At 61.7% G+C, this 23,556-nt stretch carries 22 protein-coding genes; 7 read left to right on the forward strand and 15 right to left on the reverse strand.

What is annotated here, in order from left to right; all coding sequences use genetic code 11:
• Window positions 1–151: 151 nt before the first annotated feature.
• Entirely contained in the window at window positions 152–1,267 is a 1,116-nt protein-coding gene (locus ACB032_RS19260; protein WP_371138574.1) for a DUF1963 domain-containing protein, read from the forward strand.
• 120 nt (window positions 1,268–1,387) lie between these two features.
• Here ACB032_RS19260 and ACB032_RS19265 read toward each other — a convergent pair whose 3' ends face one another.
• Window positions 1,388–1,918: a transposase gene (locus tag ACB032_RS19265; protein ID WP_371138575.1), complete on the reverse strand. Its 531-nt coding sequence runs from the start codon at window positions 1,916–1,918 to the stop codon at window positions 1,388–1,390.
• A 230-nt stretch (window positions 1,919–2,148) separates the two neighbouring features.
• On the opposite strand from ACB032_RS19265, the gene ACB032_RS19270 reads away from it, so the two are divergent.
• Entirely contained in the window at window positions 2,149–2,661 is a 513-nt protein-coding gene (locus tag ACB032_RS19270; protein WP_371138576.1) for a hypothetical protein, read from the forward strand.
• A gap of 92 nt (window positions 2,662–2,753) precedes the next feature.
• Here ACB032_RS19270 and ACB032_RS19275 read toward each other — a convergent pair whose 3' ends face one another.
• Complete coding sequence (locus ACB032_RS19275; protein WP_371138577.1) at window positions 2,754–3,914, reverse strand: glycosyltransferase; 1,161 nt, start codon at window positions 3,912–3,914, stop codon at window positions 2,754–2,756.
• Between the two features lie 493 nt (window positions 3,915–4,407).
• Window positions 4,408–4,605: a putative selenium delivery protein YdfZ gene (ydfZ, locus tag ACB032_RS19280; protein ID WP_041217242.1), complete on the reverse strand. Its 198-nt coding sequence runs from the start codon at window positions 4,603–4,605 to the stop codon at window positions 4,408–4,410.
• 268 nt (window positions 4,606–4,873) lie between these two features.
• Between ydfZ and ACB032_RS19285 the strand changes: the two genes are divergently transcribed.
• On the forward strand, window positions 4,874–5,374 hold the full coding sequence (locus tag ACB032_RS19285; RefSeq protein ID WP_324017592.1) for a DUF1993 domain-containing protein: 501 nt from the start codon (window positions 4,874–4,876) through the stop codon (window positions 5,372–5,374).
• 88 nt (window positions 5,375–5,462) lie between these two features.
• On the opposite strand, the gene ACB032_RS19290 is transcribed toward ACB032_RS19285, so the two are convergent.
• The 3 genes from ACB032_RS19290 to ACB032_RS19300 all read right to left on the reverse strand — a co-directional run bounded on the left by ACB032_RS19290 (window position 5,463) and on the right by ACB032_RS19300 (window position 7,258).
• Window positions 5,463–5,912, reverse strand: a complete 450-nt coding sequence (locus ACB032_RS19290) for an SRPBCC family protein (protein ID WP_324017591.1) — start codon at window positions 5,910–5,912, stop codon at window positions 5,463–5,465.
• Window positions 5,913–5,991: 79 nt separating this feature from the next.
• Window positions 5,992–6,504 (reverse strand): cupin domain-containing protein, encoded by a 513-nt coding sequence (locus ACB032_RS19295; protein ID WP_324017590.1) that lies wholly within the window; start codon window positions 6,502–6,504, stop codon window positions 5,992–5,994.
• A 97-nt stretch (window positions 6,505–6,601) separates the two neighbouring features.
• Window positions 6,602–7,258 carry a DUF3313 domain-containing protein gene (locus ACB032_RS19300; protein ID WP_324017589.1) on the reverse strand — a complete coding sequence of 219 codons (657 nt, stop codon included), beginning with the start codon at window positions 7,256–7,258 and terminating at the stop codon, window positions 6,602–6,604.
• A gap of 271 nt (window positions 7,259–7,529) precedes the next feature.
• Here ACB032_RS19300 and ACB032_RS19305 point away from each other — a divergent pair, with 271 nt between their 5' ends.
• Window positions 7,530–8,204, forward strand: a complete 675-nt coding sequence (locus ACB032_RS19305) for a chromophore lyase CpcT/CpeT (RefSeq protein WP_324017588.1) — start codon at window positions 7,530–7,532, stop codon at window positions 8,202–8,204.
• Between the two features lie 9 nt (window positions 8,205–8,213).
• On the opposite strand, the gene ACB032_RS19310 is transcribed toward ACB032_RS19305, so the two are convergent.
• A complete protein-coding gene (locus ACB032_RS19310) occupies window positions 8,214–9,098 on the reverse strand; it encodes a LysR family transcriptional regulator (protein WP_324017587.1) in 885 nt (294 codons plus the stop codon).
• 101 nt (window positions 9,099–9,199) lie between these two features.
• Between ACB032_RS19310 and ACB032_RS19315 the strand changes: the two genes are divergently transcribed.
• A complete protein-coding gene (locus ACB032_RS19315; RefSeq protein ID WP_324017586.1) occupies window positions 9,200–9,820 on the forward strand; it encodes a LysE family translocator in 621 nt (206 codons plus the stop codon).
• Between the two features lie 126 nt (window positions 9,821–9,946).
• Window positions 9,947–11,140 carry a DUF2920 family protein gene (locus tag ACB032_RS19320; RefSeq protein ID WP_371138578.1) on the forward strand — a complete coding sequence of 398 codons (1,194 nt, stop codon included), beginning with the start codon at window positions 9,947–9,949 and terminating at the stop codon, window positions 11,138–11,140.
• Between the two features lie 86 nt (window positions 11,141–11,226).
• Here the strand turns inward: ACB032_RS19320 and ACB032_RS19325 are convergent, their stop codons facing one another.
• Together ACB032_RS19325 and ACB032_RS19330 are read right to left on the reverse strand one after the other, a co-directional pair.
• A complete protein-coding gene (locus ACB032_RS19325) occupies window positions 11,227–12,336 on the reverse strand; it encodes a YeeE/YedE thiosulfate transporter family protein (RefSeq protein ID WP_324015978.1) in 1,110 nt (369 codons plus the stop codon).
• Window positions 12,337–12,461: 125 nt separating this feature from the next.
• Window positions 12,462–14,084 (reverse strand): methyl-accepting chemotaxis protein, encoded by a 1,623-nt coding sequence (locus tag ACB032_RS19330; protein WP_371138579.1) that lies wholly within the window; start codon window positions 14,082–14,084, stop codon window positions 12,462–12,464.
• Between the two features lie 1,228 nt (window positions 14,085–15,312).
• Here ACB032_RS19330 and mgtA point away from each other — a divergent pair.
• Window positions 15,313–18,072: a magnesium-translocating P-type ATPase gene (gene mgtA, locus ACB032_RS19335; RefSeq protein ID WP_371138580.1), complete on the forward strand. Its 2,760-nt coding sequence runs from the start codon at window positions 15,313–15,315 to the stop codon at window positions 18,070–18,072.
• Window positions 18,073–18,171: 99 nt separating this feature from the next.
• Here the strand turns inward: mgtA and ACB032_RS19340 are convergent, their stop codons facing one another.
• The 6 genes from ACB032_RS19340 to ACB032_RS19365 all read right to left on the reverse strand — a co-directional run bounded on the left by ACB032_RS19340 (window position 18,172) and on the right by ACB032_RS19365 (window position 23,412).
• Window positions 18,172–18,819, reverse strand: coding sequence for a LysE family translocator (locus ACB032_RS19340; RefSeq protein WP_371138581.1), 648 nt, complete (start codon window positions 18,817–18,819; stop codon window positions 18,172–18,174).
• A gap of 79 nt (window positions 18,820–18,898) precedes the next feature.
• Window positions 18,899–19,717: an AraC family transcriptional regulator gene (locus ACB032_RS19345; protein WP_041217253.1), complete on the reverse strand. Its 819-nt coding sequence runs from the start codon at window positions 19,715–19,717 to the stop codon at window positions 18,899–18,901.
• Window positions 19,718–19,784: 67 nt separating this feature from the next.
• Window positions 19,785–20,687 carry an EamA family transporter RarD gene (gene rarD, locus ACB032_RS19350; RefSeq protein WP_011704249.1) on the reverse strand — a complete coding sequence of 301 codons (903 nt, stop codon included), beginning with the start codon at window positions 20,685–20,687 and terminating at the stop codon, window positions 19,785–19,787.
• A 125-nt stretch (window positions 20,688–20,812) separates the two neighbouring features.
• The gene (locus tag ACB032_RS19355) at window positions 20,813–20,986 is read right to left on the reverse strand and encodes a hypothetical protein (protein ID WP_016349064.1); all 174 of its coding nucleotides are present in this window, start codon (window positions 20,984–20,986) and stop codon (window positions 20,813–20,815) included.
• A 125-nt stretch (window positions 20,987–21,111) separates the two neighbouring features.
• The gene (locus tag ACB032_RS19360) at window positions 21,112–22,608 is read right to left on the reverse strand and encodes an aldehyde dehydrogenase (protein ID WP_029305041.1); all 1,497 of its coding nucleotides are present in this window, start codon (window positions 22,606–22,608) and stop codon (window positions 21,112–21,114) included.
• 261 nt (window positions 22,609–22,869) lie between these two features.
• Window positions 22,870–23,412 (reverse strand): cupin domain-containing protein, encoded by a 543-nt coding sequence (locus ACB032_RS19365; RefSeq protein ID WP_011704252.1) that lies wholly within the window; start codon window positions 23,410–23,412, stop codon window positions 22,870–22,872.
• Window positions 23,413–23,556 lie beyond the last annotated feature (144 nt).

Raw genomic sequence — 23,556 nt, forward strand, 5'->3', positions numbered from 1 at the left:
TTCGCTATTCGAACCTATGAGCTCGTTATTTTTATTTATCCCAAGCGGAGAAGATCATAGGGCAATTAGCAAGCGGCGACCTATCGATCCCACTACCAAGTGACCGGGTTACCAAAATCAGGGGGTATAATAATTTTTTGGGGAGGTAAATATGGATATGTTGTTAGCAGAAAATTCCCCCATTCGTCAGCAGCTACTCGAGCAAAAGCTGGCGCAGTTTAAAGACCCGCATCTTGCCCATACGCTATCGGCGTTTATTCGCAGTAGTGTCGATCTCTATTCCTATGCAATCGAAGACTATGCCCAGTTAGGTAACAGCCGGCTGGGGGGATTGCCGGATTTGCCTGTCGGCATCGATTATCCGGTGACTTTGGTTGGACGGGATGAGATGCTGGATGCTTACGCTGAGGAATTCGACCATACTCGCGAGTATATCGAGGAGCATTATAGGTGGTCGCAATCTTGGGATTGGGACGAGGTTGCGCAAGCCTATCGTGTGCCCATGCAATTTATCGCGCAGCTCAATTGTAGTGAACTGAAAGCGTTACAATCCTACTTGCCCCGAGAGGGGCGATTGTTGTTCTTTTTGGAGCGCTGGCGATTCTCTGAAATGCTTCACGGCCATGTTTATTATGTCGCTGAAGATCAACAACTGAACTCTGGGAAAGCGATTGCTGAACTTAAGTTCGATGATGCTGTATGTGCAAACTATGAGTATGAGGCGGCTTATCAACTTCAGGGGATTGCTAGCATTAAGATGATAGCCCCTGACATGATTAATAGTGACAACCCGCATTTAGTAAGGTTAGCCAAGGCACGTTTACAAGCGCTACCTGAACCGCAACAAGCTATGGTGCTGGAGGCCCTTGAGGTCGTGGATGATGAATTGGCTCCAGAGTGGCAAGATCAGTTCAAGGGCTATGAGCTGATACAATTGAACGAGCACGGGTTAATCCCCGGTCAGATTCTTACTCAATCGCAATGGGATAATACCGAGTGGCAGTCGCCCAACTTCCGGGCATTGCTCATCCCCGAGCAGCCGCTGCCGTATTACGATGGTATCGCCAGCATTAATAGCCATGGAGATAGTCGCTATAAAGCCCCCGAACTTCACGCTGCGGCTGAATTAGGCTGCAATGCTGAAGATTATCTGGTGCTGCTCAAAGTCCTCTATAGTGAGCACTTTATGTGGTTGAATTTTATTGTCCACCGAGAGGATTTAGCGTTAGGAAGATTCGATCGTATTTACTGCATCTATGACTACTAGATAGAGGAAAATCTGGGATACCCACCTTTTGAGAGAGACGTAGGGTTGTAGGTTCGATTAGCGAAGCGTAATCGGACGATCGAGTAATCTGACGCTTACGTCGGAAACCCTTTTAGGTGTTCACTCCAATCCTTCCAACACCCCATCCACCGACCCGCACCAATCCGATGGATAGACGCCGCTCGCCACGTAACGATGGAAGGTGGAATACGGCCAATCGGCCACCCGCGTGACATGACCATGCTTGAGCGGGTTGATATGGACGTAATCCATATGGCGGCGGTAATCCTGCTCATCCCGGATCAGATGTTCCCAATAATGGCGCTGCCAGATACCCCGCTCCCCGTGGCGTACACGGGTCTGGCTGCGCCGTTCGGTCACCGGCAAGGCGCGGGAAAAGTGGCTCTTGATCAGCCGCCAACGCAGGGGGAAATCGGTGTCCCCTTCCGGCAGAGAGAGAATGCAGTGGAGATGGTCGGGTAGTACCACCCAGGCATGAATGGCGAAGGGGTGAGCCTGTTGCACCTTGGCAACGCTGTGGCGCAGCCGGTCGATTTGCTCCACCAGCAATCGGTTGTTGCGCCGCTCCAGCAGGTTGACGGTAAAGAACCAGGTTCCGCCGGACCACCATGCCCGCCGCCAGTTGGCCATCCTCTTTCCCTTGTTGAGACCGAAAAGCCAAGCATAGCCTTGCCGTTATATAGCCAATCACGCGAACGTCCGATTACGCTTCGCTAATCGAACCTACAGGTCTGTTTTAGTTTCAACTTAGAGGCAGAAACGCCCGGTGGCTCAGGCAAAGGGGTTGGCAAACCCACAAGGTGGCTTTAACCACTCCGCCAGCCAAGGCATACTGCCCCGTCACCAGATGGGAGTCATTAATGTCTAAATGGATGCCGACACTGCGCCGGGTGAGGAGCTGGTTTTTGCGAAAGGTTGCGCTAGCGCTGCTGACCAGTTTGCTGTTTCTGATTTCGTTTACCCTGTTTCAATACGCATCCTGGTGGCCTGCACTGACCGAGGATACGTCTCTCCAATGGAGCGGCTTCTCCCAAGGGCGTACCTTTGCCGAATTGGCGTTGCCCATACTGGAATTCAGTGCCGTGCTCGCCTGTGCTTTCTTACCGCTGTTTTTGCTGACACCCCGCCCACTGTTGCTCCCGCTCTTTGCCGGGCTCTGGTTGTGGCAGACCTATGACATCGCCTTTATGACGGCAACCGCATCGACCTGGCTGCCCCACGAGATCATCTGGACCTTTATCCTGCCCCACACCCACTGGTTGCTGCTCACCCTGCTGGCGCCGCTGCTGCTGACTCGCCATCTCGGCAAGCGGCTATTTGTAGTGGCACCAACCACCCAGTCAGAAATGAGCCACCTTGCAGGCAAGCCGTGACCAACGGGATCGCTCGATGACGTTGCGCTCATCGAACCTGCACGGGCTGACAGGGGGAATGGCCACTCACAGTCTGATATCAAACATGACCGTCAGTGATTTGAATGTGCTTTTACGTCAGGGTGTTGCATGCTTGCCAGTTCACTCTGGACGGTCTGGAACAAGCTGATCAGGCGCGATCGATAGGTGTGGTGGGTCAGCACCGTCTGTTGCCCATGGGCGGCGATGGCGGCGCGCTCCTCCTCGTGGCTCAGGTAATAGCGACAGATCTCCAGCAGATCCTGCTTATCCCGGAAGATCACCAGATCCTTGCCCGGGGTGAAGAGATGATGCAGATCCTCCTTGTCATTGGTCACCATGAATCCACCGGCACCAAGAATATCAAACACCCGCATGGGGAGCCCCGACTCGACGAAACTGCGGACCAGATTCAGGTTGATCCTGCTGCGTTGAAACAGGCGTGGCATCGCTTGGTAATGTTCTGCGTATCCGCAATAGGTCTCTGTGTGTGTCGCCCACTCCGGGTTTCCATACACGGCGACCCGTTCAAACCGGGCCGCCAGAGCCTGGATGCAGGACACCCTTTCCCGATAGGAGTGTTCGCGCCCCAGCAGATAAGCCAGTTTTTCATCTTCGCTCAGGTAGGCTAGCCCGCTCAGCGGATACACCTCTTTCACAAGCCGTATATGAGATTCGGTGAGTTGTGCGGTCAGGGGTCGCCCCTCCAGGTGCGCATCGATGTGCCCAATCAACTCTTCCAGCGTTTGCAGTGGTCCGGCGGCCAGCCGTGGCTTGATGTGGGTCTGGTATTCCGGCGGGGTCAGGTTGGCGATGAAGGAGATATCGTGGTCATAGTCCGGCTCGGCTGGCAGTTGGCGCTGCTCGTTGACGGCGACCGGCAGGTAGTAGACGTTGCCATTGCTCCGCTCCTTGAGCCTGCTTGCTACGGCAAGGTCGTAGACAAACGTAAAGGAAAAGGGGTTGGAGATGGCGTCATGATGCATGCCATAGCAAGGCGTATCGACCACCCACGCAATGTAGGGCTTGCGCAACGCTTCGGCCGCTTGAGAGAGGAGGGGGTTGAAGTTGATGCTGAAGAGGTAATCAAAATTGAGAAACGGCAGCTTGGTAAACACCTCGGCAGAATAGGCGATGCGAATCACGTTAAACCCCAGTGCCTGGAGTGTGTCCATGCAGTCTCTCGCTATGGTGACATGCTCAAAGCAGAGTACGGTTGCAGCCTGATCCTTCATGTTTTCTCCCCATTATCCCGCGTGTGTCTCATCAAGGAGAGGGCGCCGCAAGCGCTTGAAGACTCCTGCCCGGTGACAACCTTGAGGCCCTGTGCCCTCGTAAAGCTCTGATGAGTGTTTTGCGACCCATATCGTGTGCGGCGCCTGTTTTTGGCCCTCGCCTCTTGGCTTGTCAGCACAGAGAGGTGGCCAAGGCGACGTTGCTTTAATTGGTCTCAATTGTGCCTTTATAACGCATGGTTGAGTCTCGGGTGAAGCTATTTAGCCAACGGTCACCCAAGTAGGTGCCAACGAATGGCAGATCTTCAGATGCGGGCACCCACCTTGCTTCCCATAAGCTCGAGCCTGCTAACGCTTGATGACGCTGGGCTAATCGAATCAGTGCAATGGGAGGGTGGGTAAAACAGCAGAGGAGAAATCAGAAACCCGGCCACTGACGGGGCGTGGCGGCCGGGTGAATTGTAAAGAGTAGGGTGACAGAGAACGCGGGGTATCAGCCTAGTCTAATCAACTCGATGGGGGCGTACTGCTCCCGGGAGTTGGCCAGCAGCACGCACTTCTCATGCTCGGCCTGATAGGGGGTCAGGTTGTCGGTGTGAGCCTCTTTCAGAAAGTCGACGGCGCCGGTGGCGGCGATCATCACGCGCTGACCCGCTGTGAGCGCATTGCGGTTTCGGTCATAGATTTTCATGGCACTCTCCTTTTGTGGGGCCCGGCGGTATGCCCGGGCTGCGCGAATCAGCCTACGCCCCTGCCAAAGCGTGATGCATGTCACAGATCAAAAAAGAGCCAAAGAGGGACTCAGTGCGTCGGCAAGGGCGAGCGGGCCTGCCGCGCGGGGTTGTCCAATCCTGTCGCTGTCGGTTCTGCTTTTTGCGGGGGCGGGCTCGAACAGACGGGGGGATGCGCTATAGTGGATGCCGCTCGTATAACTGCCTTCAACCAACCGAGAGCGCATTATGAATCGTGATATCGTCGCCCAGTTTATCAAGATGCTGACCAACCTCGACCAGTGCCTGGCCAAGGCCGAGGCCTACGCCGCTGCCAAGAAATTCAATGTGGAGAACTTCTTCGGCGATCGGCTGATCGTCGACATGCTGCCATTCAGCAAGCAGGTGCTGATCTGCTGCGACAGCGCCCGCGCCGTGGTGGCCACCGCCAGCCTGAGCGAGCCGCCGGTACTGGGGGATGACCCCAAGACCATGGCGGATCTGCGCGCCCATGTGGCCAAGACCCTCACCTACCTGCAGAGCAAGCTGGATGCCGATTTCAGCCAGTATGCGGGCGGCCACTACTACCCCTACTGGGCCGGTGGAAAGGGGATGGACGGCTACACCTGCGTGCATGAGTACGGCATTCCCAACTTCTACTTCCACCTCACCATGACCTATGCCCTGCTGCGCAAGGCCGGGGTCGAGCTTGGCAAGGGGGATTACCTGGGCGCCATCAACCTGCAATAAGCTCATCCCGTCGTCCGGGTTTTGCCCAGCATAAAAAGAGCCTGCCACTGTGGCAGGCTCTGTCGTTTTTGGGGTCACCGTGGGCGGGTTACTGCGCCGGGATCTCGGGCTCCACCAGGGCGGCCAGCTGGGCCAGCGACTCCTGCCAGCCGAGGTAGCACATCTCCACCTGGATGACCTCGGGGATCCCCTCCTGCACGATGGCGAGCTCGGTGCCGCACACCACCCCGGTCAGGATCACGGTCACGTGCATCACTCCCGGCAGGTTGGGATCGTCGAACCGGTCGGTGTAGCGGATGCGCTTGCCCGGTTCGAGCTCCAGGTATTCGCCGCCAAAGGCGTGGCTGTTGCCATTGCCGAAATGGGTGAACTCCATCCGGAAGTGGCCGCCCACCTGCGCCTCCAGTTGCTCCACCCGGCAGGTGAAGCCATAGGGCGGCAGCCACTTGGCCAGCGCATCGGCCTCGATAAAGGCCCGGTATATCCGCATCGGCGGTGCCTTGAGCACCCGGTGCAGCCGCACTGTTCCTGTCCTCATCTCTCTGTTCCTCGTTGCCTTGGGTCCATCAAGGATAGTCGGTTGCGTCCGTTTGCCGACGACTGGCCGGCTGCGGGCCCTAGCAGGGACCCTTGCGCTCGCGCAACTGGTCGGGCAGGCGGTCATGCTCCCCCAGCTCGCGCTCGGGCACCGCATCCCAGTGGCGGGCACCGATGAAGCGGTTGCGCTCGGGGTGCACGGCGTAGTGGATGTGGTTGTCCGCCCGATCGGTGTCGCCCACGCAGAGCAGTCGCACCGGCTGATCGGTATTGTTGATGAAGGTGTGGGCCAGCCCGTTGCCCGCCTTGAAGCCGACCGAGTCACCGGGCTGCAGCCGATGAAGTACACCGTCAAGCCAGACGTCCGGGGTGCCTTCCAGCACGTGGACGAACTCGTCCTCGGTCTCCTCGGCGTGGGGCCAGCTGGTGCGCCGGCCCGGCGGCAGTAGCTCGTGGTGAATGCCGAGGCGGGCAAAGCCGTAGTGCCTGCCGAGGGCGCTGCCCAGGGAGAGTGGCTCCTCGCTGCCGGAGTAGCGGCCGGGCTCGGGCTCCTGCGGTTCGCGCCAGTGCTTGATGCTGGGGTGACGGTTCATGACGGCTCCTTGTCGAATGAAAGGGGAAAAAAGCGGCCCCGTGCGGGCGCACGGGGCCGGAGGTGGGCGTCTTGCGCCCGGGAGGCGGCGAGCCGGACTAGCGGCCCAGGTTGTCGGCCAGCTGCTTGGCGCGGCCGGCGGCCCACTGGTCGATCATCTTCTCCATCTCGCTGGCGGTGATGGGGCTGTCCTTGTGGGTGGTGTCCGGGCTCTCGCGCGCATCCATCAGCCGCACCAGCAGCTTGCCGTTCTGGGAGTCGAGCAACTGGGCCATGCTGCCCACCTTGAGCAGATAGGGCTCCTTGCCGATCACCTCGCGGGTGACGTTGATGGCGATCTTGGCGGGCAGCAGATCCCGCAGCTTGGGGTCGGGTCGGGTCAGGTCGAAGTTGGTGATGGCGGCCTGCACCCGCATCACGCCGGGGCCGGGGGCGCTGGCAATCTTGACGCCGTGGTTCATCAGCTCGCGCTGGAAGGTGGCGTGGTAGTAGCGGCCGATTTCGTTCTGCTCGTTGGCGGTCAGCAGGTACCACTGGCCGTTCTCCTGGCGGATGAACTGCAAGGGATCGAGCAGCACCTGATGGTACTGGCGCAGATCCACGCCGGGCTCCTTGTAGATGCGCTGGTTGGGGTTGCTTTCGCTCTGCTGGAAGGCGGTCAGCGGAATCGCCTGCAGGCTGTGGGAGACCTGATTCTTCACCGCGCAGCCACCCAGCAGAATGGCCACCATGCCCGCGATTACGGCTCTTTTCATCTTTTGCTCCTGATTGCGGCGCTTGCCCGACCCTGGCATCCGGTGCACAGGGCATTGCAAGAGAAATAACCGATTCAAAGAGCGCCCACAAGCGAAGAGTGCCGCGGCGTTCAGGCGGGATCCTGCCCGCAGGCGGCGGCCACCCGCTGGCCGGGACATGACGCTAATACGATGATTTTGCTTCGGATCGGCAATCATTTGATCAAGGTTGCGGATATTGGCGCCGTTCGCTCATATAATCGCCGCCATGAAACTGATTCGGAAGGATTCGATGACCAGCCTGATGGCGGCCCTGTGCGGGCTGCTGCTCTCCTGCCTGGCCTGGGCGGCACCCACCCCCTTCGTCACCACGCCCCCTGACAGCACCACCACGGTACCCTCCGCCAGCATGGAGCCGCTGCTCTCCTGGTTTACCGGCGAGTTCTCCAGCCGCGAGCAGGCCAGCTACGACAACCGCTTCACCAGCGCCGAGCTGCGGCTGGTGGAGATCTGGCCCGGCTACAAGGGTTTTCGCTGGGTCTATGCCGAGCAGTTCCTGACCGAGCGGGCGGTGCGCCCGTTCCGCCAGCGCATCTACCGCTTCTCGCTGGTACCCGACGGCCGCATCCTGATGGCCGAGCTGACCATGCCACGGGCCATCGACTTCGCCGGTGCCTGGCGCCAGCCCGAGCTGCTCGACTCTCTCACACCGCAGCAGCTCTCTTTGCGTCAGGGCTGCGAGATCTGGCTGACCCGCCAGCCGTCGGGGGAGTACGCCGGCCACAGCAAGGTGGGCAGCTGCTCCACCAATTTTGGCGGCGCCAGCACCCTGGTGCAGTACCTCTGGATCGGCCCCCACAGCGTGAGATTGCTGGATCGGGCCTACGACACCGAGGCCCATCAGCGCTGGGGCAGCCCGGGGGAGGGCTATGTCTATCTGCGCCGGGTGAAACAGCGCGGCGAGTAAGGCTGCACCCTACAGCTGGTGGCGCTGCTCGCTCAGGTAGTCGATGAGCAGCCGCAGGCGCAGTGGCAGGGGCTCCCTGGCCGGGTAGAGCAGGTTGACCGGGCGCGGGGCGGGCAGGGCATCCGCCAGGATCTCCTGCAGGGTGCCGCGTTCTAGCTCCTCGCGCAGCAGGGCGCGCGGCTGCAGCAGGATGCCGGCGTGGTTGAGGGCGGCCACCTTGAGGGCGCTGCCGTGGTTGCTGATGAAGGGACTGTCCCACAGGTGCAGCTGTTCGAGCGGAAAGGCCTCGGCCAGGCTCGACTGGCCGAGCCAGGGGCTGAATCCCAGGCAGTGGTGGCGGGCCAGATCCGCCAGCGTGAGGGGAGTACCGTGGCGTTGCAGGTAGTGCGGGGATGCGCAGAACACCGAATCGGAGCTGGCCAGGGGCCGGGCGATGTAGCCGGCGTCCTTGGGCTGGCCGACCCGGAAGATGAGATCGAAGCCGTCGCCGATGACGTCCACCAGCCGATCCGACAGGTCCAGCTCGATGCGGATCTGCGGGTAGCGCTCCATGAAGCGGCACAGCAGCGGCGTCAGCCGGTAGCTGCCGAAGGTGACGGGAGCATTGATGCGGATCCTGCCTGCCGCCTGGCCGGTATTGGCCAGGGTGTTCTGCTCCAGTTCCCGGTAGTGTTGCAACAGATTCTGGCAGCCGGCGAGGTACTCCTGGCCCGCCTCGGTCAGGCTCTGGCAACGGGTGTTGCGATTGAGCAGGCGGGAGCCGACCCTGGCCTCCAGCCACTTGATGTACTTGCCGACCATGGCCGGCGTCATCGCGAAACGATCCGCCACGGCGGCAAAACTGCCCGCGCGGGCAACCTCGACGAAGATCTCGATGGCCGTCAAGCGATCCACTCTAAACTCCTGGTTTATAAAGCCGAGCGCCACTATGTCTGGCTGGCGTCGCGGCTGTCAATATACTGGGCGGCAGCCAATCCATGCTGGAATCTTGCCCGATGACACTCGACTATTACGCCCTCTATCTGCTGCTCGCCATCGGCACCGTGCTGAGCCCGGGGCCCGCCGTGATCTACACCATAGGCAACACCCTGACCCGGGGCACCCGCCACGCCATCGCCGGCTTTTGCGGAGTGGCGGTGGGCATCCTGCTGGTGGCGAGCCTGGCCTCGCTGGCGGTGCTGTGGTTCACCCGCTGGCTGGCCGCGGGCCAGCAGATCCTCACCCTGGGCGGCGCGCTCTACCTGCTCTATCTGGGGCTCAACTCCTGGCGCCAACGGGCGGTGAGCCCGGTACCGGGGGCCGGGCAGGATCGGGATTGCCGTCGCAGCTTCATCAAGGGGGCGCTCATCAGCCTGCTCAACCCCAAGGCGATCATCTTCTTCACCAGCCTGTTTCCCCAGTTCATCGACTTTCGTCACGGGGCGCTGGGTCAGTGCATGCTGCTGGCGGTCACCTTCAGCGCCGTGGTGCTGGTGGTGCATGGCGGCTACTGCCTGGTGTTCCGCTGGGTAGGGGCGCAAGGCTATGGCGAACGCTTCGCCAGGGGGATCAACCGGCTGTCGGCGGTGATGTTCACCGGCTTCGCCCTGTTGCTGCTGTTCAAGGGGTTGAGGTAGGGGAAGAACCGGCAGCGAGCAGCCCGAATGGGGTGAGCAGGAAAAATAAGATTCCATTGGTGCTCTTTGTGCCGCATGCTCCCCGGTTCAGGGAGTGGGGCAAGGATAATCAGGACCCCAACTGACATGGTCGAGGCGATGCCCATGGCATGGCCTTTCAACAAGGTTGGCAACATGTCCTATTACGAACACGAGGTGGTCGGTCATCCCGACGTGGAATTGGGGTTGTGTGGCGAGCGTCAGGTACGCTACCGGATCCATGGTGCCGAACGGGCTGGCAGCGGCCTGGTGGTCTATATCCCGGGATTTGGCGGTGATCTGGGTGCCTACAGCCAGGTCTTTTGCGAGAAGGTGGCCGCGCAGCACGGTATGGCTGCACTTTGTGTCGACTATTTCTGCATGCGTTCGCGTCCGGCGGTGGGGGCCGTCATCTCCTTGCTGTCAGAGGAGCGTGAGCGTGCACTCGCCCTGTTGGGCTTGCCGGCCAAGACACCCGATACCGCGCTGCTGCGTGCGCTGGATGGTGTGCAGCCAGCTGCGCCGTTGCGCTTTCAGGGGGTGTTGGTACCCCCCGATGGGGCCTACCAGAACTTCGGGGTGATGGCTGCCCTCGATATCCTCAATGCCATCGAAGATGCGATGCTCCGTTACGGTGGCAATCGCGACAACCTGATACTGGTTGGCTCCTCCTACGGCGGCTACCTGGCGCAGCTGGTCAACAAGTTTCGCCCTGGCTATGCCCGCGCCCTGTTTGACAACTCCTCCTGGGCCGAGCCCAATCTGGCCTATGTGGTGGGACGGGACATCGGCGCGGTGGAGTATCAGTGCAGCCTGCAAGGTGGAGTGGAGCTGGCGCTGTGCGTGGACTCTCCCTGGCGGATGGTGGCCGGGCACCCGCACGAGTTCGATGTGGATGCCTTCATCATCCGGGCGTTCAGTGCCTCCCAGCTCGATCAGATGGCCGCGCAGGGGGGGACGCAGACCTTCTGTTTGATGGTGCACGCCATCCATGACGCCATCGCCCCTGCCGATGCCAAACTGGCCATGGCACGCGCCATGTTGGCACGGGGCTTCAATGCTGAGCTGATCTTGTTCGACGAGTCGAGTGTCGATGGTGAGTTCATTCGCAACATGGAGCACGGCATGGGGCTTTCCATGCTGCAGTTCTTCGCGCAGGGGCTGGCGCTGCTGGCCGAACGCTCGCCTGCCTTTACGGCCACTCGCGCTGCCGAGGTGACTCTGCATGCCGGTCACTCGGTCTATCAGCTGAACTTTGCCAACCCTGAGGTGCGGCTGCAACGCCAGCGGATCGAGGCCTGACGTTCTCAGCCGAGAGCCTGGAGCAGGGTGCTTGCCAATAAACAACGGGGGCTTGGCCCCCGTTGTTGTTATCGATGATTCGCGGCTCAGAGTTTGAACAGCGGGCGCAGGCGGATGCCGATCAGGCTGCCGGCGAGGGCCATCAGCATCCAGACCCAGCCGTGCAGGCTGCCGGAGGCGGTGCCGTCGAAGAAACCGCCGAGGTTGCAGGCGCTGTACATGGCGCCCATCCCCATCAGCAGGCCGCCGAGGATGGAGGCCAGGCTGTTGCCGAGCCGCATCGGGGCGAAGGTGCCGCCACCGCTGATGCAGCGCGCCAGCATGGCCCCCAGAATGCCGAGCCAGAACATGCCGACCATGGGGTTGATGAACAGCGGCTGGGCCAGCTTGGGGTGTCCCTCGAACAGGCCGAACAGGGAGGCGCCGCGCAGTGCCATGTCATAGACGGCGCCGGTGATGGTCCAGGCCGAGCCGTGCAGGGCGACGACGCTGGAGTTGAGCAGAGCTATGATGATGCCGCCGGTCAACACGGTGAAGCGGCCATCGCGCCAGAACAGGTTGCCGCCGCTGAAGAGGGGCTTGAGCTCGCCGGTGCGTTTGAGCTCGCTCTTGCGAAACAGCAGGAACAGCACGGCGACCAATGCCAGGTTGAGCAGCATGCCGCTCCAGATATTGCCGGTCAGGTCTTTTGCCAGTACCACATGGCTTGAGAAGGTGGCCTCCAGTTCGGGGCGGAACTGGTTGCTGATCAGGGTGCCTATGCCGTAGCAGAGCAGCACCAGCCAGAAGCGGGGTTGCCCCTCGCCGCAGCAGTAGAGGGTGCCGGTGGCGCAGACGCCTGCCAGCTGCATGCCGATGCCGAACAGGAAGGCGCCGACGATGAAGGGAATGCCGATGGCCATCACGTTGCCCACCATGGCATCGCCAAACAGGGCGTGGCTAAAGGAGAGGAAGCAGGTGAACAGCAGAATTTCGATGGCGATGGTGAGCAGGTGAACCCGCACGTAGTAGCTGTTGCGCTTGGTCAGCATCTCGCGCCAACCGAACACGATGCCGAAGCGGCTGAAGGAGAGGGTGAAGCCGAAGCCGAATCCGATCAGGGCCATCAGAGCCCATTTCATACCAAAGGTGTTGCCGAGCCAGAGTAACGCTCCCCCCGCGATTGCCACGATGGGGAGCGACCATTTTCGATTCATGCCTGTTGATCCTTATAGCTGGATGAAGAATTGGGAGTGCGGATCCTATTCCCTCATTGAGTCCAAGGCTATCGATTTAACCCAGCTGGGTGCGAATGGGGGCAGGACGGGCCCTGCCCCGGGGATCAATGGCGGGGTGGTGGCGCGAGGTGAAAGTGCTGGGTCTGGCGGGTCAGTGCCTGGGAGTTAGTCGCCACCGTATCGGCTTCGCTCGCCGCATGGCGGGCGCTGTCGTTGACCTTGGCCGCAAGGCGGGACATCTCGCCGACGTTGCTGTTGATGGCGTGGATCAGGCTCTTCTCCTGCTCCAGCAGGGCTCCGACCTGATCGATCCGTTGGCAGATCTCGCCGCAGCCCTGCTCAATGCTGGTGATGCTCTGCTTGGCGTCGGCCACGTGCTCCACCGTTTTGCCCACCCTGGCCAGCTCGGTGTCCATCTCGTTGACGGCCCGCTGGCTGGTATCCTGGATCCGGCCGATGATGCTGGTGATCTCCGTCGTGGCCTCGCCGGTGCGATTGGCAAGGGAGCGCACCTCGTCGGCCACCACTGCAAAGCCACGTCCCTGTTCGCCGGCCCGGGCGGCTTCGATGGCGGCGTTGAGCGCCAGCAGGTTGGTCTGCTCGGCGATACCGTGAATGGCCCCTGCCAGACCGGAGATCTGCTGGGACAGGCCGGCCAGGTCGCCGATGGTGCCGGAGACCCGCCTCACTCCGTCAGCCTGGGCACGGATCACCTGTTCCACCTCCTGAATGACCAGCCGGGTGGCATTGGCGTGGGCCTCGGAGCCCGACGTCATGCCGGTGACCTGCTGCAGCTGGGCATCGCTTTGCTGGATCAGGGCCTGCAGTTGCTCGATCACCTCTTCCACCTGACGGGCTGCGTCCACCTGGGCCAGGCTGTCGTCCACATGCTGGCGAGAGAGGCTGCTCAAGCCGGTGGCCTGCTGATGCAGCGTCCCCGCACTCTGCTGCAGGGCGGCGACCAGGGTGGAAAGTTGATCCCGCATCCGGCCGATGCGCTGGATCAGATCGCCGATGGCATCGTCGCCGGGAGGCGGCATGGGGCTGTCGAGGGCTCCCTCCGCAATGGCTGCGGTCGCCTTGCCGGCGGCCAGCAACCGTTGCTGAGTCGGTCGGCCCAGCCAGAAGACCAGGGCGCAGCCGGTCAGCGCGGCGACGAGCAGAAGCCAGTAGCACATCCGGGCGGTGAGGCTGAGCTGCGCCAGCTGCTCGGCGGCATACTGGCTGCCACGGCTGACGGTGGCATCGACTCCAAGCCGGTGGGCCAGGTACAGGGTGCGCAGCTGGGCGGCGATGGCCGCTGCCTGCTCGAGCCGGCCGGCCTGCACGGCCGGAATGAACTGACTGTCGAGCAGTTGCCAGAAACGTTCGGCCTGGGTGCGCTGTTCCCCCAGCAGGCTCTGCTTGAGCTGGTCGTCGAGTGTACTCTCCTGCCAGAAGCGATTGCGGTCGTTGAACTCCTGCTCCAGGCGGGCGAGCGATTGCAGCAACCCCTCCCGCTCGCTCGCCGCGGCATGCAGCAGGGTATAGACCTGCAGTTGCGCCTCGATGAGGTAGAGCGGGGGCGGCAGTATGTCCGCGACGACATCCTTGCCTTCGCCCATCTTATCCGCTGCGCTCTTCACCGAGTAGAGGCCAAAGAAGCTGATGGATATCAGGATGATGAAGATCAATATGCCCAGCGCCTGGCTGAACAGCAGCGAACGATCATGGATTGCCTTGAACATGTAACCCCCATATGAATCCGGCACATGGATAGCATAGCCTCATCCCGTATAAAGACCTGCCGCGCTGGCCATATCGCGGCGGGCACTGCTGTCAGTGGGGGCTGACGGAGCGATCGACATCACGGCCGGTCGGTTGAGCCATTCTCAAATAGGCGTTGAGAAGCGTTCGCGAGAAAATAGGAGAATGGCAATTCATGGCTGGTGATTTATTAAAATATGAATTTATATTTTGCGCCGCCAAATATTTCTGGGTAGAATCTTGGCGTGTTATCAACAGATGGAAGGATATTATGGAAAGCGACAGTTGTAGCCGATTGCACAGCGCGATGTGGACTAATCAGAACTGAGGTTGATATCCCTTTTTCTTCCTCACTCTGATCGCTCAGAGTGTGGCATCTAGCGAGTCATCCCGACTCTTGCAACCCAGTCCCGCCGGGACCTGCGTTGCTCCCCGGATTGTTCCACTCCCTCTGCGAGCCATGCCGCCTCGCGCCCCAGCAATTGCACGCCTTGCCACGTACGCCCTTTGTCATGGGCCCGGGGCTGCCCGTTGCGCCCGTTCACCGGATCTTTGGCGAACAGGGACAAACAGGCCGGCGTGAAATAACAGGATGGACAGCTCGTATTGAAAACAACGTGGTTTTCGATAGGCTGTGTTGCGAATTTAAATAATGAAGGTCTCTTCTTTATATATTTTGAAATATGCGCTGGCTATTTCTCAATATATTCATGGGGTGCGGTTGATTGCTCATGTGACCGGACCATGAACCCTCCTCATTATTATTCGGCCATCATGCCGTTATTGTTGCCTGTGGTTATCCTGATCTCCTTTATCGGTCCAGTCGCCCCGTTGCGGCCCTTGCCTCCTGTCGATAACGCCGCCGCGCGGATCTGTCCGCCGGCGATGACCTGCCGTGCCCTCGATATGCCGGGGCCGGCTTGCTGCCGCTCAACTCGGAGGAACCGTCATGACCGAAGAGCCCAAACCTAGACCCTCGGGGTCCACGCCTACCCACTCCTGATCCCCTGCGGGGACGGGATGCGGTGTCCTGACCCCTGATCCGACCCGGGCATGCCGGTGTGGTCGCGCAGACTGCTGTCTGCGGGCCGCCCAGTGTGCGGCGGCTGCCTGTTCGCTGCCGGGTCCATTGCCTTTTCACATCAGTACTGACGCCAGGCCCGACCCGCGACAGGGCTCGCTTGCGCGTAGAAATCAGGATAACGAGTCATGAAACAACATACCGCCAGCCGGCACAAGCAGCAGGGGTTCGTTGCCCCGGCCAGTGCCAGGGAGAAGCTCTCCTCCCGGGTGCTCGATGAGGCCGACAAGTCCCTCGAGTACACCCTGACCGCCGTGCGCGGCAACATCGATGGCCTCACCGCGACCGAGGCCGCCAACCGCCTGATCCAGTTTGGTCCCAACGAGGTGACCCACGACAAGCCGCCTCATGCGCTGATCCAGCTGCTGCAGGCGTTCAAGAACCCCTTCGTGATGGTGCTGATCGTGCTCGGGCTGGTCAGCTACGTGATGGACGTGCTGATGGCCGAGCCGGGCGACGAGGACTGGGTCAAGGTGATCATCCTCGGCGTCATGGTGGGCCTGAGCGGTCTGCTGCGCTTCTGGCAGGAGTACCGCTCCGCCAAGGCGGCCGAAGCGCTCAAGTCGCTGGTGCGCAACACCGCTACCGTGCAGCGCCGCCCCTCGCCCGGGGTCGCCCCCCAGCGCAAGGAGGTGGCGATGACCGAGCTGGTGGCCGGTGACATAGTGCACCTGCAGGCGGGGGACATGATCCCGGCCGACATCAAGCTGATCGAGTCCCGCGATCTCTTCATCAGCCAGGCGGTGCTGACCGGCGAAGCGCTGCCGGTGGAGAAGTACGACACCCTGGGTGCCGTGGCCGGCAAGTCGGCGGACGGCACCGGCGCAGGGGAGGCTGGGTTGCTCGATCTGCCCAACATCTGCTTTATGGGCACCAACGTGGTGAGCGGTACCGCCCGCGCCGTGGTGGTGGCCACCGGCAGCGATACCTATTTCGGTTCGCTGGCCCGCAATGTGGTGAGCCACAAGCGCATCGAGACCAGCTTCGATCGCGGCGTGAACAGCGTCACCAAGCTGCTTATTCGCTTCATGCTGGTGATGGTGCCCATCGTCTTCATGCTGAGCGGGGTCAGCAGCGGTGACTGGATGTCGGCGCTCACCTTCGCGCTGGCGGTGGCGGTGGGGCTCACCCCCGAGATGCTGCCGATGATCGTCTCCGCCAACCTGGCGCGCGGCGCGGTGGCCATGGCCAAACGCAAGGTGGTGGTGAAGCGGCTCAACTCGGTGCAGAACTTCGGCGCCATGGACGTGCTCTGCACCGACAAGACCGGTACCCTGACCCAGGACAAGATCATCCTCGAGCACCACTACGACGTGCGTGGCAAGCGGGACGACCGGATCCTGCAGCTGGCCTGGCTCAACAGCTTTCATCAGAGCGGTATGAAGAACCTGATGGACATCGCGGTGGTCGAGCACGCCGATGCGCTGGGGGAGAGCTGCAAGCCGGCCAATTACAGCAAGGTGGACGAACTGCCGTTCGACTTCGTGCGCCGGCGTCTGTCGGTGATTGTGCAGGATGATCTGGGCCAGCAGCTGATGGTCTCCAAGGGGGCGGTGGAAGAGATGCTGGCCGTCTCCAGCCAGATCGCCGATGGCCAGGAGGTGCGGGAGCTGACCGACGCCGATCGCCGTGCCCTGCTGCGCCAGAGCGAGGAGTTCAACGCCGAGGGCTATCGGGTGCTGATCGTGGCGACCCGCGAGATCCCGGCTACCGAGTGCAAGCAGAACTATCGCACCAGCGACGAGGTCAAGCTGGTGGTGCGCGGCTTCCTCACCTTCTTCGATCCGCCCAAGGACTCGGCCGCACCTGCCATCCGCGCCCTCAATGAGTACGGCGTGGCGGTCAAGGTGCTGACCGGCGACAACCCCATCATCACCAGCAAGGTGTGCCGTGATGTGGGGCTGGAGCCCGGCGTGCCGCTGCTTGGCAAGGATATCGAGGTGATGGACGACGTGGCGCTGTGCACCGTGGTCAAGCACACCACCATCTTCGCCAAGCTCACCCCGCTGCAGAAGTCGCGGGTGGTGAAGGCGCTACAGGCCAACGGCAACACGGTGGGTTTCCTCGGGGACGGCATCAACGATGCACCGGCGCTGCGGGATGCGGACGTGGGGATCTCGGTGGACAGCGGTGCCGACATCGCCAAGGAGACCGCCGACATCATCCTGCTGGAGAAGAGCCTGATGGTGCTGGAGGAGGGGGTGATCAAGGGGCGCGAGACCTTTGGCAATATCCTCAAGTACCTCAACATGACTGCCAGCTCCAACTTCGGCAACGTCTTCTCGGTGCTGGTGGCCTCCGCCTGGCTGCCTTGGGCGCCCATGCTGGCGATGCAGATGCTGATCCAGAACCTGGTGTATGACGTCTCCCAGATGCTGCTGCCGTGGGACAAGATGGACCCCGAGTTCCTCAAGCGGCCGCGCAAGTGGGAGGCGAGCAACATCAAGCGCTTCATGCTGTGGCTCGGCCCGACTTCGTCGGTGTTCGATATCAGCACCTACTGCCTGATGTGGTTCGTGTTCGGTGCCGGCGCCCTCTATGCCACCGCCAACGGCAGCATGGATCCGCTGGTCAACGGTCAGGCCATCATGAACTCAGGCTGGTTCATCGAGGGGCTGGTGTCGCAGACCCTGGTGGTGCACATGTTGCGTACCCGCAAGATCCCGTTCCTGCAGAGTACCGCCACCCTGCCGGTGCTGCTCTCCACCTCGATCGCCATCGCCATCGGCTGCTATCTGCCGTTCTCGCCGCTGGCCGAGCACTTCGGCTTCATCACCCTGGATGGGCCCAAGTACTTCATGTGGCTGGTGATCACCATGCTGGCCTACATGGGGCTGACCCAGACCGTCAAGAGCATCTACATCAAGCGCCACGGCCAGTGGTTCTGATGAAGGGCCAGTGAGAGGGCCGGTTACCCGGCCAGGAATAGTGAACGTAAAGAGGGATGGCCCGGGCCATCCCTCTTTTTCATGGCTGGCACATTGGTGTCAGTGCAGGACCAGGGCATAGGCCTCGCCGGCCATGCCGGTCAGGATGGAGAGGCTGACGGCGCCAAACAGCAGGCCGGTGACCAGGTTGAGCGGACGCTGCACGCGGCCGAGCAGGCGCTGGGCCCGCACGGTGGAGAGGCTCCAGGCCAGCACCCCGAACCAGATCAGGGAGAGCAGGAACAGCTGCAGCACCAGCAGGCCGCGGGTCAGGCCGTCCACCTGCGGCGTCACCATGGCGGCCAGCAGCCCCATGAAGAACAGCAGAGCCTTGGGGTTGAGCAGGTTGGTGGCAATGCCGCGCTGCACCCCCTTGCGCCAGCCCTGCGCCTCGCCGCCGGCGTGCAGGGTGAGCTCGGCCGAGCTGTGCCAGGCCGCCTTGAGCGCCCCCCAGCCGAGCCAGCCCAGATAGAGGGCGCCGACCACCTTCACCGTCATGAACAGCCAGGGGTGCTCGGCAATCAGCAGGCTGATGCCGGTGAGGCTGAGGGTGGCGTGCACCAGGATGGCGAGTGCGATGCCGAGTGCTGCGCCCAGCGCGGTGGGCCTGTGCAGGCTGGTGCGCAGGATCAACGCAAAGTCCGGGCCCGGGCTCGCCAGGGCGATGAGATGGATGAGACCTATGGTCAGAAACAGGCTGGTGAACATGGAAACCTCTGCGACAGTATCGAGTTCACAGCATGGCGGATTGTGGAGTCGCCGGATTGTAAAAGATTGCAGTGCGGAGTTAGTCGGCGCGCCCGCTGGCGGCCAGCATCTGCTGGCGAAAATCGGCAGGGGTAAGGCCGAACGCCTGGCGAAAGCCGTGGTGGAAGTGGCTCTGATCGAAGAAGCCGACCGCCAGCGCCACCTCGCTCACCGGCAGGCCGCTGCCGAGCAGGCGCTTGCTCTGTTCGAGCCGCAGTCGCTTGAGCCAGGCGTAGGGGGTCATGCCGGTCTTCTTCTTGAACTGGCGCAAGAAGGCGAAGCGATCCAGTCCGAACAGGGCGGCCAGATCCTCCAGACTGTGGCGTTCATCCAGCCGGGCCAGTAGATGGTCGCGCAGGTACCTGAGCTGGGGGTCGGCCAGGGCGTGGCGCTCCGGTGCCAGGTGCAGCAGCTCGCCGAGCAGGGCCAGCAGCTCGCTCTCCGCCAGCAGGCCGTCGGGGCTGGGGTTGTCCAGGTACATGTGCAGCCGGGCGAAGCCCTGATAGAGGTCGGGGCGGCGCTGCAGCCCCTGGTCGAAGAAGGGCTCCGGGCTGTCCGGCAGCCAGCGGGCCAGCTGCTCGGGGGCGATGGCGAACACCCGCACCTCGTACCCTTCCGGCAGCAGGCTGAGGCCGTCGTGCATCTCGTCCGGGTTGACGGTGGAGAGCTCGCCGCGCACCAGGTGGTGGCTGCTGCCCTTGTGGATGAATTTCTGGCCGCCCTGCTGCACCAGGCCTATGTGGTAGTCCAGGTGCACATGGCGGCCATAGCTGAACTCCCTGTGGTGGGAGTGGGAGAGTTCAACCCCCGGCAGCAGCCGGGATTGCCAGTAGTGGATGCGGGATTGGGGTGCGCTCATCGACTATTGATAACCTGAAACCCGAACGCGGGCTTGTAGATTATTGCAGCGCTGCGCCCCCTTGCCGTCAAGCCTGCTCCGCTGCCTGCCGGCGCTTGCCGCTGCGCAGCCCGTCCAGACTGAACAGCACCAGCGCGCTCCAGATGAAGGCGAAGGTGATCATCTTGTCCAGCGCCAGCGCCTCGCCATAGAGGGTGACCGCCAGGATGAACATCAGGCTCGGCCCTATGTACTGGAAGAAGCCCAGGGTGGAGAGCTTGAGCCGGGTGGCGGCGGCGGTGAAGCAGAGCAGGGGAGCTGTGGTGACCGCACCGGCGGCGATCAGCAGCAGGTTGAGGTGCCAGTCATTCTGGGTGAGATGGCTGGTGGGGCTGTCGGCAAATCCCCACAGATAGATGGCGGCCGGCGGCAGCATGATCAGGGTTTCGATCAAGAGGCCGGTCAACGCATCGAGGGCCAGCTTCTTGCGGATCAGACCGTAGATGGCGAAGCTCGAGGCCAGCACCAGCGCGATCCAGGGCAGGGAGCCGAAGGCGATGATCTGGATCGCGACACCGATCGCTGCCAGCCCGACCGCCCACCACTGCAGCCGGCGCAGCTTCTCGCTCAGGAACAGCATGCCGAGCAGCACGTTGAACAGCGGGTTGATGTAGTAGCCGAGGCTGGCATCCAGCATGTGGCCGTTGTTGATGGCCCAGATGAACAGCAGCCAGTTGCCGCCGACCGTGATGGAGGTAAAGGCCAGGGTGAGCAGCACTTTCGGCTGGCGCAGCACCGCCTGTACCTTGTGCCACTGGCGGCCAAGCAGGGTCAGCACCATCAGCAGGGCGCACGACCAGATCATCCGGTGGGTCAGGATCTCGGCGGCCGGCACGGCGGCAATGGTCTTGAAGTAGATGGGGGCCAACCCCCAAAGGGTATAGGCGCACAAGGCGTAGATGACGCCCTGGCGCTGAACGTGTTGCTGCATGCGGATAACCTTCACTGGAGAGTTGGATGCGGGAAAACATCGCAAAAAATCAGTGTAGCGATCCTTTTGCGGGGAAAGAAGTTAATAAATGATGATCAGCGGATTTTAACGGCGTACTGCCCGGCTCAGCGGCCACCACCACGGCGGATCTTGTCTACATCCAGCAACAGCCACAGCATGAGAGCGATGGCGGAGATCCACGGACCCCAAGTCACGTAGGCCTCGCCGTGTCCCAGCATGTAGAACAGCAGCGGCAGTCCTATCACCAGAAACAGTACACTTCCCAGAAAAAATAACATTTTTATCTTTATATTTAAGGGCTTGTCTATTTGATGATTATATCGATTGAGGCCGGCGATGAAAGGGCAAAAATGAAAAAGGGGGATTTCTCCCCCCAATTCGCAGATAAGCGTCATTTCTAATGCTATTCGAGCTGGATCCAGGTGCTTTTCAGCTCGGTGTACTTTTCCAGCGCATGCAGTGACTTGTCGCGACCGTTGCCGGACTGCTTGAAGCCGCCGAACGGCATGGTCATGTCGCCGCCATCCCAGTTGTTGACGAACACGGTGCCGGCGCGCAGGGCGCGGGAGCCTTTCACCGCCTTGTTGAGATCCGCCGTCCAGATCGCGGCGGCCAGACCGTAGTCGGTGTCGTTGCCGAGCGCAATGGCCTCTTCCAGCGTGTCGAAGCCGGTCACCGCCAGCACCGGGCCGAAGATCTCCTCGCGGAAGATGCGCATCTCGGGGGTCACCTCGTCGAAGATGGTGGGTTCGATGTAGAAGCCGCCGCTCTCGGTATTGGTGCGCTTGCCCCCCAGCAGCAGCTTGGCGCCCTCCTGCTGGCCGATGGCGATGTAGTTGAGCACCTGCTCCATCTGGATGTGGTCCACCATGGCGCCGATGCGGGTGGCAGGGTCGAGCGGGTTGGCCGAGATCCATTCGCGGGCATGGGCCAGCAGCCGGTCCATGAACTGCGGCTTGATGCTGTTTTGCACCAGCAGGCGGGAGGCGGCGGTACACACCTCACCCTGGTTGTAGAAGATGGCGCCGGCGGCGCTTTTGGCGGCGGCGTCCAGGTCAGGCGCGTCCGCCAGTATGATGTTGGGGCTCTTGCCGCCGCACTCCATAAAGGCGCGCTTGAGGTTCGACTTGCCGGAGCACTGCACCAGATGCTTGCCGATCTTGGTGGAGCCGGTGAAGGTGATGCAGTCGACGTCCATGTGCATGGCCAGCGCCTCACCGACCGTGTGGCCGAAGCCGGGCAGCACGTTGAACACGCCGTCGGGGATGCCTGCCTCCTTGGCCAGACCGGCGATGCGCAGGGCGGTGAGCGGGGATTTCTCGGAGGGTTTCAGGATCACCGAGTTGCCGGTGGCCAGTGCCGGCCCCAGCTTCCAGCAGGCCATCACCAGCGGGAAGTTCCACGGTACGATGGCGGCGACCACCCCGAGCGGTTCGCGGGTCACCAGCGCCAGGGCTGACTCCTCGACCGGCGCGACCTGATCGTAAATCTTGTCGATGGCTTCGGCGTTCCAGGCGATGCAGTTGGCTGCGGCGGGGGCGTCATAGCCCATGGCGTCGCCGATGGGCTTGCCCATGTCGAGCGACTCCAGCAACGCCAGCTCCACCTTGTTGAGCCGCATCAGTTCGGCGAAGCGCTGCAGGATCTGCTTGCGCTGCTTGGGCGGCAGACCGCTCCAGCGTTTGTCGTCGAAGGCGGTGCGGGCAGCCTGCACCGCCAGTTCGGCATCGGCGGCGTCACAGGCGGCGACCTTGGTCAGCAGCTTGCCGTTGGCCGGGTTGATGCAGTCGAAGGTGGCGCCGTTGATGGCGTCCCGGTAGCTGCCGTCGATGAAGGCTTGCGAGGGCAGGGTCAGGTGGGAGGCCTTGTGTTGCCACTGGGCCAGGGTCAGGTCACTCATGTTCACTCCTTGAACCGGCAAAAAGTCAGTTTCCGCGTATCAATATGCTAAACATTCTGCCGCTTGTAAATCCATCTTGTAACAATTCGTTAAACACTTTGCCAGTTTGGCCTCATCCGGAATCCGTCCCGGCGAGGGTATCCGGCGGGGCAAACCGCACCGCAAGCGCGGGCCGTCGGCGCCTGCCAAAGCGGGGGCCGGCGCGAAGGGGCTGGTCGCTGTGCCGGGTCCGCCAAAGGGCGGGATCTCCCCTCTCATGGCTTAGAAGCTGGCGGGGGTGTTGGCCGAGATCAGCACGCATTCGTGCTCATCCACATTGCGGAAACGGTGCGGGGTGCGGCTGTCGAAGTAGTAGCCGTCTCCCGGCGTCAGCAGGTAGACCTGCTCGCCGACGGTGACCTCCACCTGGCCCTGGATGACGATGCCGCACTCTTCGCCTTCGTGGCTCAGCATGTCGTCACCCGTGTCGGCGCCCGGTGGCAGTATCTCCTGCATCATGCCGATGGCGCGGTTGGCGCGGCTGTGGCCCACCAGGCGGTAGCTGATGGGGTGGGTACCGAGGTCCGGCATGTCGGCAGCGCGAAAGATCACCTCGGAGTCCATCTCCGTCTCATCGGTGAAGAAGGTGGCCAGCGACATGGGAATGCCTTCCAGCACCTTGCGCAGGGAGGCGACCGAGGGGCTCACCTGATTTTTCTCGATCTGGGAGATAAAGCCGTTGGTCACACCGGAGCGTTTCGCCAGCTCGCGCTGGGAGAGGGCCGCCTTGGTGCGAACCGCCTTGAGGCGGTGACCGATATCCATCGATAGACACTCCTTGACTGTTTACTATTATTAAATTTGTGTTAAATATCTTATACCACCCCGCTCAGAGCAGCTAGCCGGGTGATACCATATGGGGCAAGTTTGAGCCCTTTTTTAAGATTTCAGGTGTTTAATTTAATAGGC

The organism is Aeromonas sp. S5(2024) (assembly GCF_041403025.1).
Lineage (GTDB): Bacteria > Pseudomonadota > Gammaproteobacteria > Enterobacterales > Aeromonadaceae > Aeromonas > Aeromonas hydrophila.

Excerpts from the sequence above, each read along its gene's own strand:
- ACB032_RS19260 (WP_371138574.1), top strand. The coding sequence starts at position 152 with ATGGATATGTTGTTAGCAGAAAATTCCCCCATTCGTCAGCAGCTACTC.
- ACB032_RS19265 (WP_371138575.1), bottom strand. The coding sequence starts at position 1,918 with ATGGCCAACTGGCGGCGGGCATGGTGGTCCGGCGGAACCTGGTTCTTT.
- ACB032_RS19270 (WP_371138576.1), top strand. The coding sequence starts at position 2,149 with ATGTCTAAATGGATGCCGACACTGCGCCGGGTGAGGAGCTGGTTTTTG.
- ACB032_RS19275 (WP_371138577.1), bottom strand. The coding sequence starts at position 3,914 with ATGAAGGATCAGGCTGCAACCGTACTCTGCTTTGAGCATGTCACCATA.
- ydfZ (WP_041217242.1), bottom strand. The coding sequence starts at position 4,605 with ATGAAAATCTATGACCGAAACCGCAATGCGCTCACAGCGGGTCAGCGC.
- ACB032_RS19285 (WP_324017592.1), top strand. The coding sequence starts at position 4,874 with ATGAATCGTGATATCGTCGCCCAGTTTATCAAGATGCTGACCAACCTC.
- ACB032_RS19290 (WP_324017591.1), bottom strand. The coding sequence starts at position 5,912 with ATGAGGACAGGAACAGTGCGGCTGCACCGGGTGCTCAAGGCACCGCCG.
- ACB032_RS19295 (WP_324017590.1), bottom strand. The coding sequence starts at position 6,504 with ATGAACCGTCACCCCAGCATCAAGCACTGGCGCGAACCGCAGGAGCCC.
- ACB032_RS19300 (WP_324017589.1), bottom strand. The coding sequence starts at position 7,258 with ATGAAAAGAGCCGTAATCGCGGGCATGGTGGCCATTCTGCTGGGTGGC.
- ACB032_RS19305 (WP_324017588.1), top strand. The coding sequence starts at position 7,530 with ATGACCAGCCTGATGGCGGCCCTGTGCGGGCTGCTGCTCTCCTGCCTG.
- ACB032_RS19315 (WP_324017586.1), top strand. The coding sequence starts at position 9,200 with ATGACACTCGACTATTACGCCCTCTATCTGCTGCTCGCCATCGGCACC.
- ACB032_RS19320 (WP_371138578.1), top strand. The coding sequence starts at position 9,947 with ATGGTCGAGGCGATGCCCATGGCATGGCCTTTCAACAAGGTTGGCAAC.
- ACB032_RS19325 (WP_324015978.1), bottom strand. The coding sequence starts at position 12,336 with ATGAATCGAAAATGGTCGCTCCCCATCGTGGCAATCGCGGGGGGAGCG.
- ACB032_RS19330 (WP_371138579.1), bottom strand. The coding sequence starts at position 14,084 with ATGTTCAAGGCAATCCATGATCGTTCGCTGCTGTTCAGCCAGGCGCTG.
- mgtA (WP_371138580.1), top strand. The coding sequence starts at position 15,313 with ATGAAACAACATACCGCCAGCCGGCACAAGCAGCAGGGGTTCGTTGCC.
- ACB032_RS19340 (WP_371138581.1), bottom strand. The coding sequence starts at position 18,819 with ATGTTCACCAGCCTGTTTCTGACCATAGGTCTCATCCATCTCATCGCC.
- ACB032_RS19345 (WP_041217253.1), bottom strand. The coding sequence starts at position 19,717 with ATGAGCGCACCCCAATCCCGCATCCACTACTGGCAATCCCGGCTGCTG.
- rarD (WP_011704249.1), bottom strand. The coding sequence starts at position 20,687 with ATGCAGCAACACGTTCAGCGCCAGGGCGTCATCTACGCCTTGTGCGCC.
- ACB032_RS19355 (WP_016349064.1), bottom strand. The coding sequence starts at position 20,986 with ATGTTATTTTTTCTGGGAAGTGTACTGTTTCTGGTGATAGGACTGCCG.
- ACB032_RS19360 (WP_029305041.1), bottom strand. The coding sequence starts at position 22,608 with ATGAGTGACCTGACCCTGGCCCAGTGGCAACACAAGGCCTCCCACCTG.
- ACB032_RS19365 (WP_011704252.1), bottom strand. The coding sequence starts at position 23,412 with ATGGATATCGGTCACCGCCTCAAGGCGGTTCGCACCAAGGCGGCCCTC.